General features: G+C 45.5%; 11 protein-coding genes and 1 tRNA gene. 4 read left to right on the top strand and 8 right to left on the bottom strand.

Features of this window, described 5'->3' with window-relative positions:
- Positions 1-83 precede the first annotated feature (83 nt).
- A complete protein-coding gene (gene lonB / locus AC3WTP_RS07280; protein WP_492393911.1) occupies positions 84-1,799 on the bottom strand; it encodes an ATP-dependent protease LonB in 1,716 nt (571 codons plus the stop codon).
- A gap of 171 nt (positions 1,800-1,970) precedes the next feature.
- Positions 1,971-3,404 (bottom strand): alanine/glycine:cation symporter family protein, encoded by a 1,434-nt coding sequence (locus AC3WTP_RS07275; protein WP_492393981.1) that lies wholly within the window; start codon positions 3,402-3,404, stop codon positions 1,971-1,973.
- Between the two features lie 319 nt (positions 3,405-3,723).
- Between AC3WTP_RS07275 and AC3WTP_RS07270 the strand changes: the two genes are divergently transcribed.
- Together AC3WTP_RS07270 and AC3WTP_RS07265 are read left to right on the top strand one after the other, a co-directional pair.
- Entirely contained in the window at positions 3,724-4,758 is a 1,035-nt protein-coding gene (locus AC3WTP_RS07270) for a M23 family metallopeptidase (RefSeq protein WP_492393910.1), read from the top strand.
- A gap of 33 nt (positions 4,759-4,791) precedes the next feature.
- Positions 4,792-5,196 carry a bactofilin family protein gene (locus AC3WTP_RS07265; protein WP_492393909.1) on the top strand — a complete coding sequence of 135 codons (405 nt, stop codon included), beginning with the start codon at positions 4,792-4,794 and terminating at the stop codon, positions 5,194-5,196.
- A gap of 107 nt (positions 5,197-5,303) precedes the next feature.
- On the opposite strand, the gene ispG is transcribed toward AC3WTP_RS07265, so the two are convergent.
- From ispG to AC3WTP_RS07240, 5 genes are all read right to left on the bottom strand, one after another.
- The gene (gene ispG, locus AC3WTP_RS07260) at positions 5,304-6,413 is read right to left on the bottom strand and encodes a flavodoxin-dependent (E)-4-hydroxy-3-methylbut-2-enyl-diphosphate synthase (protein ID WP_492393980.1); all 1,110 of its coding nucleotides are present in this window, start codon (positions 6,411-6,413) and stop codon (positions 5,304-5,306) included.
- Between the two features lie 42 nt (positions 6,414-6,455).
- Positions 6,456-7,703, bottom strand: coding sequence for an ATP-dependent protease ATP-binding subunit ClpX (gene clpX, locus AC3WTP_RS07255; RefSeq protein ID WP_492393908.1), 1,248 nt, complete (start codon positions 7,701-7,703; stop codon positions 6,456-6,458).
- A 12-nt stretch (positions 7,704-7,715) separates the two neighbouring features.
- Positions 7,716-8,312: an ATP-dependent Clp endopeptidase proteolytic subunit ClpP gene (clpP, locus tag AC3WTP_RS07250; protein ID WP_492393907.1), complete on the bottom strand. Its 597-nt coding sequence runs from the start codon at positions 8,310-8,312 to the stop codon at positions 7,716-7,718.
- A 385-nt stretch (positions 8,313-8,697) separates the two neighbouring features.
- Positions 8,698-9,978, bottom strand: a complete 1,281-nt coding sequence (tig, locus tag AC3WTP_RS07245; RefSeq protein WP_492393906.1) for a trigger factor — start codon at positions 9,976-9,978, stop codon at positions 8,698-8,700.
- A 189-nt stretch (positions 9,979-10,167) separates the two neighbouring features.
- Entirely contained in the window at positions 10,168-11,109 is a 942-nt protein-coding gene (locus AC3WTP_RS07240; RefSeq protein ID WP_492393905.1) for a hypothetical protein, read from the bottom strand.
- A 273-nt stretch (positions 11,110-11,382) separates the two neighbouring features.
- Between AC3WTP_RS07240 and AC3WTP_RS07235 the strand changes: the two genes are divergently transcribed.
- Positions 11,383-11,459 (top strand) — tRNA-Arg (locus AC3WTP_RS07235).
- 719 nt (positions 11,460-12,178) lie between these two features.
- On the opposite strand, the gene AC3WTP_RS07230 is transcribed toward AC3WTP_RS07235, so the two are convergent.
- Positions 12,179-12,871 carry a bZIP transcription factor gene (locus tag AC3WTP_RS07230; protein WP_492393904.1) on the bottom strand — a complete coding sequence of 231 codons (693 nt, stop codon included), beginning with the start codon at positions 12,869-12,871 and terminating at the stop codon, positions 12,179-12,181.
- Positions 12,872-13,580: 709 nt separating this feature from the next.
- Between AC3WTP_RS07230 and AC3WTP_RS07225 the strand changes: the two genes are divergently transcribed.
- Positions 13,581-14,696 carry a serine hydrolase domain-containing protein gene (locus tag AC3WTP_RS07225; protein ID WP_492393903.1) on the top strand — a complete coding sequence of 372 codons (1,116 nt, stop codon included), beginning with the start codon at positions 13,581-13,583 and terminating at the stop codon, positions 14,694-14,696.
- The last annotated feature ends 59 nt before the right edge of the window (positions 14,697-14,755 follow it).

The raw sequence follows: 14,755 nt of genomic DNA, 5'->3' as shown, positions 1-14,755 counted from the left end.
ATAGATGTCTATTTCAATTGCTACTTATATATTCACCAATTGTATCAAATTGAGTGACTCAACGCCAATGAGCAATCCCGCCGTCAATCGGCGGGACTTGCATCAGAAGCGTCAGCGTGCAGAAGCGGCATTGAAGCGCCTGCAGTACGCTCAAACGGTTTAGGCAGCTCCAGCGATTCTTCCTGCCATTGCGAGCCGAACGTGTGACGCAGCACTTCATCAAAATACTCAACTGGAACAACCTGCAGTCCTTCCAAGCCAGCGAATATTTCTTGCCAGTTTTCCTTCGGAATAATGACCTTCTTCGCCCCAGCCTGAAACGCTGCCTCCACCTTCGCCAACACGCCTCCAACTGGCTTTACACGACCATGTACGCTCATCTCACCCGTGATCGCGAGCTCATGATCGATCGGCCAATGATTGATGGCGGACGCAATCGCCACGCCCATGGCTATACCAGCCGAAGGTCCATCTACAGGAGAACCGCCTGGGAAATTGATGTGCAGATCGTAATTAGCGGTTTCAAAGCTGCTGTTTCGCAGCACGGTGAGCACATTTTCAATCGAGCCCTTAGCCATGCTCTTCCGGCGCAGCGTACGCGCCCCTCCGCCCAGCTCCTCTTCCTCAACTACACCGGTAATCGTGTATTTGCCTTGACCGTTCTTCACACGTATCGCGGATACTTCAATCTCCAGCAGAGCGCCCATATTAGGCCCATACACCGCCAGACCGTTCACGAGACCGATCTGAGGCTCGCTTCCTACCTTTCGATCCGGTCGAGGCGAGATCTGGCTGCTGTTGATGACCCATTCCACATCTGCCGCATTAACACTCGATCGCCCCTCTGACAGCGCCAATCCGACCGCCAACTGAATGATATTAACGGCCTCGCGTCCATTCGTCGCATACTTTTTCAGTACGCTGACCGACTCCGGCGAAGGCGGGAATCCAATCTTCTTGATCGCATGCTCGGCAATCGTTTCAATTTCTTCCGCAAGCAGCGGTCTAAAAAATATTTCCATGCAGCGAGAACGCAGCGCTGGCGATATGTCCTGAGGTGAGCGCGTAGTTGCGCCTACCAAGCGAAAATCAGCAGGCAGTCCATTCTGGAAGATATCATGGATATACGTCGGTATATGTGTGTCCTCCGAATTGTAATAAGCGCTCTCCAAGTATACTTTGCGGTCTTCCAGCACTTTGAGCAGCTTATTCATCTGGATAGGATGTAGTTCGCCTATCTCATCGATGAACAGAATGCCGCCGTGCGCCTTCGTCACCGCTCCCGGCTTCGGCTGCGGGATGCCGGCAACCCCCATCGCGCCCGCTCCTTGATAGATCGGATCATGCACGGAGCCGATCAGCGGATCCGCGATACCTCGTTCATCGAAGCGCGCCGTTGTCGCATCGATCTCCGTAAACTTCGCCTCCTGCGTAAATGGCGAGCTTGGATTCTTCTTCGCCTCCTCGAGAATAACGCGGGCGGCCGCAGTCTTGCCCACTCCCGGCGGGCCATATACGATAACATGCTGCGGATTGGCACTGCACAGCGCAGCCTTCAGCGCGCGCAAGCCGTCGCGCTGACCGACGATGTCATTCATCGTCACGGGGCGCGTCTTCTCTGCTAGCGGCTTCGTCAGTGTAATCGAGCGCATCTTGCGCAGCTTATCCATTTCCTTGCGCGATTCACGGTCAACCGCACTGCGGTTTGACTTCTGACTTCGCAGCAGGTTCCAGAAGTATATACCGATCACGATCGCGAAGAAAGCGTTGATCAGCATTAAGATCATACTTAAATTCATAATTGTCCATCCTCCCGAAGGGTACCTTATCCATTAGCTTCTTCATCAAAAGCAATATAGGCACAAAAAAATCCGGCAAAGTTTAATACTTGGTAGTATTGCCCTTAGCCGGATTCCTTATAAGCAGGATGCAAACAATTAGCTTCTCTGCTCTATAATTTCATATTCATTTTAGTTGTTCGGACGATCCCAGCATTCTACATTTTTCAGACCAGGAACAGAATCCTTGTAGAATTGCGGCTCTTTCCCTTGCTTACGCTGTTCCCGATAATCCTTAAGCGCTGCAAATGCAAACTTCCCAAGGAACAAGATCGCTATCAGGTTGATCACAGCCATCAAGCCCATGAACAAATCAGCCATATCCCATACGAGCGAAATTTTCGCTACCGAACCGAACATAACCATAGCCACAACGCCGATTCGGTAAGCAGTCAGCCAACCTTTTTTCTTCGTTATAAATTCAATGTTGCTCTGACCATAGTAGTAGTTACCGATCAAGGAACTGAACGCAAACAGGAAGATGGCAAAGCCGATGAAATATTGTGCCCAATCGCCTATTTCTGCCGCAAGTGCTTGCTGCGTCAATTGAATTCCATTCAATTCGCCAGTTATAGGAACACCGGAGAACAAGATGATGAACGCTGTCGCGCTGCACACGAGAAGAGTATCTACAAATACGCCGAAGGATTGAATTAAGCCTTGTTTAACAGGGTGGCTTACGGTTGCTGTTGCGGCAGCATTCGGAGCGCTACCCATACCTGCCTCATTCGAGAACAAACCTCGTTTAACACCGTTCATAACAGCGGCACCGATACCACCAGCTACTGCTTCCTCGAATCCAAATGCATTGCTGAAGATGAGACTGAATACTTCAGGAATCTGTTCATAGTTCATGATCATAACCACTACCGCAATCCCGATGTATGCAAGCGCCATAACTGGGACAACCACTGACGATACCTTCGCTATGCGCTGAACTCCGCCGAAGATCGTCAGAACGACCATTACGGAAAGAATGATACCTATCGTTGCAGGTTTAATATTGAACAAATCGCCAAACGACGCACTAACCGTATTTGCCTGCACAGAGTTGAATACGAAGCCAAAGCTGAAGGTGATCAATAGAGCAAAGATAATTCCCAACCACCGAGCATTGAGCGCCTTTTCCATGTAATAAGCTGGTCCGCCGCGGAACGTATCACCGTCTCGAACCTTGTAGATTTGCGCGAGTGTCGATTCGATAAAGGCAGAAGCGGCACCGATAACCGCAATGAGCCACATCCAGAATACAGCGCCAGGACCGCCGAGCGTAATCGCAATCGCAACGCCCGCCAGGTTTCCGGTACCAACACGAGATGCCGTACTCATCGCAAATGCTTGGAATGAGGAAACGCCTTTCTTTTCCTTCTTCTCTGAAGGTTCTGTCGAATCGTCTTCATCTTTAGTGTCACGCCCCACAAGAATCCGGAACGTTTCGCCAATGGCCGTGAGCTGTACAAATCCCGTTCGGAACGAGAACCATACCCCCGCAGCAATCAAAATAACAATAAGCATCAAGTACATCTTATCATTGAACAATAAAATGAATTCATTAAGTTTATCCAGCATGCATTGCACCCTTTCTAGTAGTAGTTATCGCATTAATGGTGTAATGTCATGTTTCCTTACATAACACATTTTCTGATTTTACCCTATATTCGAGGAAAGTGAAAGTTTTTGCCCCATTGAAACTTAATCAAGTTCATAATACCAGTGATAATTTTTTTTGATCGGTATGTAAAATTTGCTAAATCGTCGAATGAAATCGTGTTCAATTGGCAATTTTTCTTGTATTATGGAAATAATGTTCAATTCTTGTCGCATGATGATTATACAGCTCTTATCCTTTTACCAATATATCCAACGCTCATGAGGAGGAAGCTTCGTGAACAAGCAGAGAACAACAACATGGAGATGGGTCTGGATGCGGGGACCGAACCAGCCCGCTGTTCAGTTTTCGCTTTCTCCTCGAATCGCTATCAGTGTGATCATCCTGTTGATCTGTCTTATAATATCGCTCATTACGGGGCTTATCATGTATGTTCAGCACAATCGTGAACTCACTGAGCTTAATACTGCCCTGCAATCACAGATAGAGCAGCAGCAAACTGCAATCGCCGCTTTAGAAGCCGATCTAACTGTACTGAATCAAGAATCTGCTCTCATGCAGTCTCAAATGGATACAGTGTCCAAACTTGAGCAGCAGCTGCGGCAATATATCGAACTATCTGCAGAAAGTGTCGCAACCAAGCTTTCCCTTCCTAATGAAGAACAATCAACGGAATCCAGCGAGAAGCCAAGATTGCATTCCTTACATACAAGCCCCTCTTCGCTATCTTTAGAACAGGATTCAGTTGGAGGTGAATTCGTTTCGCCGCCTGCTCCTACTGGTTATCAAGCGGCTTATTCATCAACTGCTGACATGCTGCAGCAGCTCGATCATATGATGGCGACTATTTTACGATGGGATAAGGATATACCAGCGCTACTCAAACAAGCTGAGGTTGTCAAAAAGGAATTAAACGCAATACCTACTTTATGGCCTACTACAGCCACACGCATCACTTCGACATTTGGAAGCAGGGATGATCCATTTAATCGAAGAGAAGCGTTTCATAACGGCCTAGATATCGGAGGCAATATAGGCGAAGTAGTGCTGGCCGCCGCAGATGGGACTGTCATTGAAGCAGGGTACGATTATGCCAGAGGAAATTATATCATCATTCGTCATACAGCGAATCTAACGACACGGTATTTGCATCTGTCCGAGATTCTGGTCGAGAACGATCAAGCAGTAAAGATGGGAACCCAGATTGGTAAGCTAGGGAATTCAGGCCGCAGTACAGGACCTCACCTGCATTTTGAAATTCTTAGGCGCGATATGCCGCTGGATCCCATGTCAATGCTCGTTTCTCCATAACATTTCATAGTTCATAGGAGTAGGAGGATGTCCATGTTTAATAAGAATACGGCCAGCAAACGACCTCCTGGCACAGATACGATTGTTGGACAAGCCAGCCGCTTTGAAGGCAAGCTTCATTGCGAAACGGATCTGCATATCGAAGGGAAGATTGTCGGAGATATCACTTGTACGAGAGATGTTATGATCGGGGACACAGGCTCTGTGTCGTCCAATATTCAAGCGGCTAATCTTATCGTAGCTGGCCAATTAAGCGGCAATGTGAACGTAAGCGGAAGCTGCGTTATTGAGCCTACCGGCAGACTCAACGGCGATGTCGTGAGCGCTACTTTCATCATTAAAGAAGGCGGCACCTTTAACGGGACTAGCCGCATGGATAAGAAGAATGCCGCAAGCGGCAAATCAGCATCTGAACCAGCCGCTTCAGCCAGCGTCTAAGCTGGAACAGCAAAGAACCTCCAGTCTCACCGCATATTTGCATGCGTGACTGGAGGTTCTTTATTGATGTTAACGTATCATTACAATTCGTACTTCATGATCTCGACTTATTGATGCAGATGCTGCTTGCGCCCAGGAATCTCGCCCGTACGCTCGTACACCTCTACAATGTTGTCGATTTCCTTCTTCAACTCGTTCAACAGTTCAGCCTCCGGCACTTTGCGGATCATCTGCCCATATCGGAACAGCAATCCTTCTCCGCGAGCGCCCGCAATGCCGATATCAGCCTCGCGCGCCTCACCAGGTCCGTTAACAGCGCATCCGAGAACCGATACCTTGATCGGAACTTTGACGTTAGCAATGTATGCCTCAACCTCGTTAGCGATGGAGAACAGGTCAATATCCAAGCGACCGCAAGTCGGACAAGATACCAGCGTCGCAGCATTCGTGATCAAGCCAAATGACTTCAGCAGTTCACGCGCAACCTTTATTTCTTCAACAGGGTCCGCGCTCAAGCTAATGCGCATCGTCGACCCGATGCCCATCGATAACAGCGCGCCGAGACCTGCCGCACTCTTAACTGTACCGGAGAACAACGTGCCCGCCTCTGTAATACCCAAGTGCAGCGGATAAGGGATTACCTCTGCTGCTTTCGTATAAGCGGCGATTGCCATCGGCACGTCTGAAGCTTTCAGAGACACGATGATATCGTGAAAATCAAGCTCCTCCAATATGCCGATATGGTACAAAGCGCTCTCCACCATCGCCTCTGGAGTCGGATATCCGTACTTCTCCAGCAGATGGTTTTCGAGCGAGCCTGCATTAACACCGATCCGAATCGGAATACCTCGCTCCTTGCACGCTTTTACAACCGCTTCAATCTTATCGCGTTTACCGATATTGCCCGGATTAATCCGAACTTTATCGATTCCGTTCTCGATTGCCTTCAACGCAAGTCGATAATCAAAGTGAATATCTGCAACAAGCGGAATATGAATCTGCTTCTTGATCTCCTTGATCGCTTCAGCGGCTTCCGCATTGTTGACAGTTACACGAACTAATTGACACCCAGCTTCTTCAAGGCGGAGAATTTCCGCTACTGTAGCTGCAACATCGGCGGTCTTCGTCGTACACATACTTTGAATAAGTACTTCATTGCTCCCGCCGATTGTGAGGTTGCCAACTTTAACTGGTCTAGTCTGTTGACGCAAATACATGTTCATTCTCCCTCCTATCGGTTGAACGACGGAAAAGCGCCCTTAGGCGCTTTCCTCTTTCTTCTTCTCCGTCGTTAGTTCTGGAATGATTCGTTCACGTACAACCTGCTCTGTTATACGGCAAGTCGTAATATCTTCGCGCGAAGGTACTTCATACATCACATCGAGCATGATTCCTTCGATGATCGCGCGCAAGCCGCGTGCGCCCGTGTTGCGTTTAATCGCCTCACGCGCAATCGCTTCTAGTGCGCCCTCTTCGAATTCCAGCTTCACGTTATCCATCTCAAGCAGCTTCTGATACTGCTTCGTCAGCGCATTCCTAGGCTCGCTCAAAATGCGAACCAATGTATTCTCATCGAGCGGCTCGAGCGTAGAGATGACTGGCAGACGTCCTACGAACTCCGGAATAAGACCGAACTTCAGCAGGTCCTCTGGAAGCGTCATCGATAAGTATTCTCCAGCCTTCAGATCTTTCTGACCGCCGTCAGCATTAAAGCCGATCACTTTCTTGCCGACACGACGCTTAATAATTTGCTCTAGGCCATCAAATGCCCCGCCGCAAATGAATAAGATATTCGTCGTATCGATCTGAATGAACTCTTGATGAGGATGCTTGCGTCCACCTTGCGGCGGAACAGAAGCGACTGTGCCTTCAAGAATCTTAAGCAATGCTTGCTGCACACCTTCGCCAGATACATCGCGTGTAATCGAAGGGTTCTCCGACTTACGGGCTACTTTATCAATCTCATCGATGTAAATAATGCCTCGTTCAGCCTTCTCCACATCGTAATCAGCTGCTTGAATGAGCTTCAGCAATATGTTCTCAACGTCTTCACCGACATATCCGGCTTCCGTCAAGGAAGTTGCATCCGCAATCGCAAATGGGACGTTCAAGATCCGAGCCATCGTTTGAGCTAACAACGTCTTACCAGAACCCGTAGGACCTACTAGCAAGATATTGCTCTTCTGAAGCTCAACATCCTCGATCTTGCTCTGGGAGTTGATTCGTTTGTAGTGATTATATACGGCTACAGACAGCGACTTCTTCGCCTGCTCCTGACCAATTACATATTGATCCAGGATAGTGCGGATCTCCTTCGGCTTCGGAATATCCTTCAGATCAACCTCGTCTTCATGACCGAGTTCTTCCTCTACAATTTCATTGCAGAGCTCTACACATTCATCACAAATATATACACCTGGGCCCGCAACAAGCTTGCGAACCTGCTCTTGTGATTTACCGCAGAAGGAACATTTCAATTGGCCCTTCTCATCATTAAATTTGAACATTCGCTTCCCTCCTTACTTCGGCAATGAAGAGCCCGGATGGAGCACCATATCAACGATGCCATATTCCTTCGCTTCATCTGCACTCATGAAGTAGTCGCGGTCCGTATCTCGTTCGATCTTCTCGAGCGGTTGTCCGGTACGGTCCACATAGATTTGATTGAGTTTCTGTCTTGTCTTAATAATCCAGTCAGCGTGAATCTTGATGTCCGTCGCTTGACCGCGAACACCGCCAAGAGGCTGGTGAATCATAATCTCGCTGTTAGGAAGCGCAAATCGTTTATTTGGTGCTCCTGCAGTCAGCAGCAATGAACCCATGCTGGCAGCCATACCAACGCAGATTGTGGATACATCGGGCTTGATGTGATTCATCGTATCCATAATCGCCATACCGGCTGTTACCGAACCGCCAGGGGAATTGATATAGAGATAAATATCCTTCTCCGGATCATCTGCTGCCAAAAATAATAATTGAGCAATGATGCTGTTCGCCACGTCATCATCAATGGCGCTGCCAAGGAAAATAATGCGATCCTTGAGCAATCGGGAGTAAATATCGTAAGAGCGTTCGCCTCGATTCGTCTGCTCGATTACCATAGGTACCAGGTTCATGATTCTAACCTCTTTTCTTTATCAAGCTTTACAATCCTATACAATTGTATTTTATCATGTTCCAGCAACAATGTCATTTTCACACTGTTATTAAAGTGTAGATCGTGCAAATATGTAGTTCCTTCACTGGTCTTGCGACCATTACTTAGCCTAGATAGCAAAATAGAGTCATCGCGACTCATCTTATGCTTATCTAAATATGTATGCCCTATCAACCATGTACCATACTCAAGGAAGGTGTAACATCACATGTTCTAAGACTGTTGTTTATGTTGTTTCGATATCTAACAGCCGTTACCGCGAGGAAAAAATAAGGCACGCAATATAAAATTGACGTGCCTTATCCTGTTGAACCGGGGGTATTATCCTCAGCCAATATATGCGATTAGTTGTTGTCTACCAAGAATTTAACTGTTTTGCGGATCAACGCTTCTTCACGAAGGTTCTCCAGGTTGCCGTTCTTCTCCAAGATCGTGCGAATTTCTTCTGCAGAACGTTGGTACGCTTGTGCCATCTTCTCCAGTTCTTCCGCCAGCTCTTCATCAGATACAGACAGGTTCTCTTCTTTAGCTACTTGCTCCAACACGATGTTGTTCTTCACGCGCTTGTCAGCTTCTTGCTGCATTTGCTCACGAAGGTCAGCAATCGTTTGGCCAGATAGAGTCAAGAACATATCGATGTCCATACCTTGCATGCGAAGACGGTTGTCAAGATCCTTCACCATGTGTTGAATCTCAGATTCAATCATAGCGCGAGGAATTTCAACTTCAGCATTAGCGGATACTTGTTCCACAACTGCTGCTTCACGAGCTTGTTCTGCTTCTTGATTCTTGCGATCTTGAAGCTGCTTGGACAAGTCAGCTTTGTACTCTTCAAGCGTATCGAATTCGCTGACATCTTTAGCGAACTCATCATCCAATACTGGAAGCTGCTTGCGCTTGATTTCGTGAACTTTAACTTTGAATGTTGCAGGCTTGCCAGCAAGATTCTCAGCATGGTAGTGCTCTGGGAACGATACTTCAACGTCTTTGAAGTCGCCTGTTCCAAGACCAACCAATTGCTCTTCGAAACCAGGAATGAAGGAGTTGGAACCGAGCTCAAGGCTGTAACGCTCGCCCTTGCCGCCTTCAAACGCTTCGCCATCAACAAATCCTTCGAAGTCGATGACTACAGTGTCGCCATTCTTAGCTGTATCTTCGTCAACGATGATCAGCTCAGCTTGACGCTGCTGTACACGCTCCAGTTCAGCATTCAAGTCTTCTTCTGTTACTTCAGCCGCAGCAGTTTCGATCTTCAGACCTTTGTATTCGCCAAGCTTAGCTTCAGGCTTAACTGTAACTTTAGCTTTGAACTTGAATGTTTGGCCCTTGCCGAATTGCTCAACATCAACTTCTGGCTGGTCTACAGGTTGAATGTTTTGTTCCTTAATCGCTTGGGTGTAAACTTCTGGGAGCAAGATATCAATGGCGTCTTGGTACAGACTTTCCACACCGTATTTTGCTTCGAAAATTGGGCGAGGCACTTTTCCTTTACGGAAACCAGGAACGTTCGCACGTTTTTGAACTTTCTTAAACGCTTGATCCAACGCTTCCGTTACGCGCTCCGCATTGACTTCTACTTCCAGAACCCCAAGGTTCTTCTCTATTTTTTCCCAGGTTGCTTTCATTTTATGCCTTCCCCTCCAAAAAGATCGCATGGCTCGAGTGTACCCTTGCACGTTCGAATAACCACTATATTATATCGAACAATAAATAGTTTTTCAAGGCAAGTCCTTCTACCACTGATTTCGCACACATAAACTGTACGAATAGTACCTACTCATATATACGCATAATGATCGGATCGTACTATAGTTTCAGCGCGCCTTCATCAATTTCTTCAACGCCTGATCATAACGCATTCTTTGCTCGTCGCTGACCGCGTACATGCGCTTCACCTCAGTCTCTTCCTCTTCCAGATGAAGGAATCCAGCGACTAGTTTGTGCAGTGCGGCAGCCCAAACATTCGTATCCGAATTATCATTGTCCTGCAATTGATCATACAACACTGAGCCGTAGATGGCTCTTAGAAATTGTTGCCACATCTCCTCAGCAAAATAGGCTAAAGAAGGTTCTCGCAGGGCTGCCACATCATGGACATATTGAGCGGGCAATCGCAGTTTGTCTGGAAATGAGGCATAGTCCATCGGAGTGCGCTCTATATGAACGACAATCTGCTCACCTGTCCGCCAGAACGTAACCGCACCAGTCGCTCCTCTTCGCTTGAGTATCTGCAGCAAACCAAATTGTACGAGCGGGTGAAGCGTCTCTCTCTCCATTAAGAATATAAGGTCATCATTCAGATCCTCATCATCGACGTTAGCCAGTTGCTCCAGCACCAGCCATTTGCGTTCATCTAATGTAATATCCTTGAGTGAATCCAATAAGCGACGAACATATTGGTCGTCCGTTCGCAGCTTCTTAGCGACTTGAGCTTGCAAGAGCTTCTCCTCAGATTCTTCCTCAAGCTCTGTCTCATCCTGCTCCATATGTGTGGTATGTGCCTGCGCTTCACTCCGATTCCTTAGTTCCGGAAACACCATTTGAAGCCAATCATACAACGCACTCCATTCACTGCGAGTATCTTCCTCTTCCCCATCGAATTGCAGCAAAAATTCCAGAAGCTCCGCGGCTTCAGCATATCGTTCCGATTCGAGGAGTCGCGTCAATTCTACCTGATAATACTGATACGTTTTGGGAAATAAGACAACATTATGTTTTCGGGCATGCTCTTCTTCTCTGTCTGTAATAAGTAACACCTGCCTTTACTTGGAAGTTGCTTTTACTTGTTATGTATTGTATTTATTGAAGATAGCCCGTCACTTCTTATAGTGACCATTCCTTCATAAAATAACGCCGTATTCCTGCATTATACCATAATCTGCTTGACTTCTGCTGAGACGCAAACATACGTACTTACCATCACTTTACCCATTTCCCACAATATGAAAAACAATAAATTATTCAATTTCTATTGCACAACAACTGTAATTTTGATAAGATCATAAATGTTCTTCAAAAAAAGCTCATATGTCCCAGTAGCTCAGCTGGATAGAGCAACGGCCTTCTAAGCCGTCGGTCGGGGGTTCGAATCCCTCCTGGGACGCCATACTTAATTACACAAGACCCCGACATGTCGGGGTTTTTTTTGTTGTCTAAAGAGATATTTTAAGTTGAACATTAGTACAAAAGGTATTCCAATCCACCAAGTATAATCACTGTAGCGCTTCATCGCGCGCAAGATAACTTGGTTTTTCCCCGTTACAGCGTGCGGTGTACGCAGAGCTGACACGTTAACGAGGAAAATCCGCTTACGTCTACGCAGCAATATACATCGAGCCTGTCGCATGCAAAGTAAAGCATCGGGGTTATTTTAATAGCGGCATACTGTTTACACCCGTTTTTGAATCGTTTATTACATATAAATGGGGCTGTCCCTAAAGTGGATTTTTTCTACCTAAGGAGCCGGGAGCGGACACACGAGCCGCTATTTGCAGCAAACACCACTAATTCGCCATACTAGCGGACCGTAGAGCCGTTATTTGACCCGAATAAGCAGTTTAGTGCTGGTTTTGAAGCAAATAGCGTCATCTGTGTCCGCAATCCCTCAAAAAATACCCCGAAATCATGAAATAGCGGCCCCTGTGTCCGTTCAAGCGCAGGTCATACGGCCTTTCTGTCACTGAATGTGCTATCGGACAAAAAAACGCTGATCCAGTTCACAGTCTCATCGACTAGATAAGCAGTTTCTTATTGGTGTAGAAACAAAGAAGGGTTGACCCAAAAGACATGAGAAAAATGACTTTTAGGACAACCCTTTTTTCCATACTATCTTATTTTATATTGATATTCTTTGCCTTCGATGGTTAATAGTGCAGTAATGCTTTTATCAGATGTCTCAACTTCTTTAGGGACTTCCGCCAAGAATATTAACGTCCCCTTTTTTAAGGGCTCAATGCTGGTGATATTCGTATAAGTAAAATCTTCCCCTCCTCGATCCTCGATTGTAGAGAACATACTATACTCATACTTGTCATCGTACTTAATCTTACAATCTAAGAATGAATCTGCTCTCTCTCCTGAGCTGCCAAGATTTTTTACTTCTATCGTTATTGCTAAATAAGTGGAGTCAGCCTCTTTTGATTCATAATACGTATAGAAGCTACCTGGTTTAGATGGTTCTATTTTCTTCCCGAATTTTGTATTAGTAATGGTATATTCGGCAACACCGTCAATTATCAATGCTTCATTCTTATTCATTGCCAGTTTCTCATCTTTTTGTTCTGTTTCTGCAGAACTAGGAGCGGCAGAAGTTGATTCCGAATTACTGTTAGAATTACTCTTTAGTTGATCAGTAAGTTTCTGATTCTCCTTCTTTAAATTTTCTATCTCAGTTTTTAGTTTTGCTATTTCTTCATTATTATTTGGATTGCTCGCGCTATCACCAGAAGAACATGCTGACACAAGTATTAGAGATGTAAGTATTAATACAAATAATATCTTTTTCTTTTTCTTTTTCATTTTTATCCCCCTCGATGGCTTCTTGCTCATCCACGACGACACGATACGATGCTTTCCGCTTGCTATATGGATTCGTGAGTCATTGTTTTCAGTGTGTATTATCGCATATATAGGAATCTTCGAGAAGTGAATTTTTACATAATAAGACATAAAACGTGTAATTAATTCGACATATCATAGGAGGTCTGACTCGTTCATCTTTACATGTATCGGTAGTAAACGGTCGGTCTACGTCAGAATCATCATCAACATACCAAAAAGTTTCCGATCCCTACGCATTGTGACAGCGGTGCAGAATATATCGATAAATTCACATCGGATCACAACGCCGATAACACGAAAAAGCCCCGCCATCATAACGATGACGAGAAGTTGAGCTGCGTTGTTAACAGAGTATCTTTCGCGGTCTACTACCGTTCATATCCTCGCTTGATAATAACGAATAACTCGTCTGAATGCTCGTTATAAGCACCCGTAAGGTGTATTATTTGTTTGGGAATTAGTAGTTTGAGTTGTTTAGTGAATATTTTGATTCCCCTAATGGCGTCCCAGGAGAGATTCGAACTCCCGACCGACGGCTTAAAAGTTCGCTTGTATGCGGCCAACGGTTTCTCTTAAAGTCTCCCAAGCGTGGATATATATTCAATTATCGTTCGTGATAAGATAGTAGAGTAAATGTTGTAAAAACAGATTGTTGGAGGGGAAACCTTTGGATAAACGTTTAGAGCAATATTTAAATGAGTGTGAGAGCAAGTTTCCGGTGGGTGGAGCAATTGTAATTTCTAAAAATAGTAATGTAATATACGCCAAAGGGTTTGGCAAAGCACGTTTAGGGGAGGATGCAATAGATTTTACGCCCGATACATTGGTTAGTATTCAAAGTGTATCAAAGAGTTTTGCAGCAGCATCTATTATGAAATTAGTTGAGGACAATCTTGTATCGTTAGATGCTCCTCTTGTTGACTATCTTCCTTACTTTCAAACAATGGATAAAAGCATTAGCGATCAGATTACTGTTAAGCAGTTGTTGTCGCATACAACAGGGCTCCCGGGAGATCTAGCGATTGGTAATCTAATTACTCCTAATAGGCAGGAGTTTACCGCATTCGATACCTTGAAAAGTCAGTTTGGGATTACGGATGACGATCTCGAGAGAATCCATACTCCTGAAGATGTGACCAGGTATTTAAGAAATGTCACATTAGAACGTGAACCGGGCACGAAGTGGAGTTATTGTACGGATGGCTACATTGTCGTTGCAGATTTATTTGAGAAAGTCAGTGGTATGAGATGGAACGATTATTTAGAAAATGAGTTATTGCCGAATTTGAACCTAGATCGAACAACATTGAACTATAAAAAAGTAATGCAGGATAGCAATAGCGCATCATACTACACTAATAATGGAGATGCTTTTGTCAACATAGTAAAACCTGATGCTCATATGGATGTATTCAGTACGCCTTTTCCGATTAATCCAATAGGGGCACCAATGGGATTTATTTATTCTACTGCGAATGATCTCACTACATATTTAACTTCTTATATGCGAAAAGAATCTTTTCTGACGAAGGAATCTATATCCGCCATGACGGAGTCTATAGGGAAAATAGATGATGATGGGAGTTATGGTTTAGGATGGGCAACTTGGAACAATAACGGATACAAGGTAGTTGAACATGGTGGAGGTTTTATAGGAGTCAGTTGCAATATAAGCATGGTTCCGACGGCGGGAATAAGCATTGTTGTGGTGTCTAATCATGACCAGACTCCATCTTATCTGATCTGCAAGGATATTGTAGATATATTTTTAGCAGATTCTTAATAAACCGGAATTTAGGTAAGATCCCGACATGTCGAGGACAGGCTGTCGAGACTTTCTCG

The sequence above is a fragment of the Paenibacillus sp. EB106-04-04-XG159 genome (genome assembly GCF_058791835.1).
The sequence above is the reverse complement of the archived record's forward strand: the minus strand, read 5'-3'. Positions and strand labels throughout refer to the sequence as shown.

Coding starts and splice junctions, on each gene's coding strand:
- AC3WTP_RS07265 (WP_492393909.1), top strand. CDS start 4,792: ATGTTTAATAAGAATACGGCCAGCAAACGACCTCCTGGCACAGATACG.
- clpX (WP_492393908.1), bottom strand. CDS start 7,703: ATGTTCAAATTTAATGATGAGAAGGGCCAATTGAAATGTTCCTTCTGC.
- lonB (WP_492393911.1), bottom strand. CDS start 1,799: ATGAATTTAAGTATGATCTTAATGCTGATCAACGCTTTCTTCGCGATC.
- tig (WP_492393906.1), bottom strand. CDS start 9,978: ATGAAAGCAACCTGGGAAAAAATAGAGAAGAACCTTGGGGTTCTGGAA.
- clpP (WP_492393907.1), bottom strand. CDS start 8,312: ATGAACCTGGTACCTATGGTAATCGAGCAGACGAATCGAGGCGAACGC.
- ispG (WP_492393980.1), bottom strand. CDS start 6,413: ATGTATTTGCGTCAACAGACTAGACCAGTTAAAGTTGGCAACCTCACA.
- AC3WTP_RS07230 (WP_492393904.1), bottom strand. CDS start 12,871: ATGAAAAAGAAAAAGAAAAAGATATTATTTGTATTAATACTTACATCT.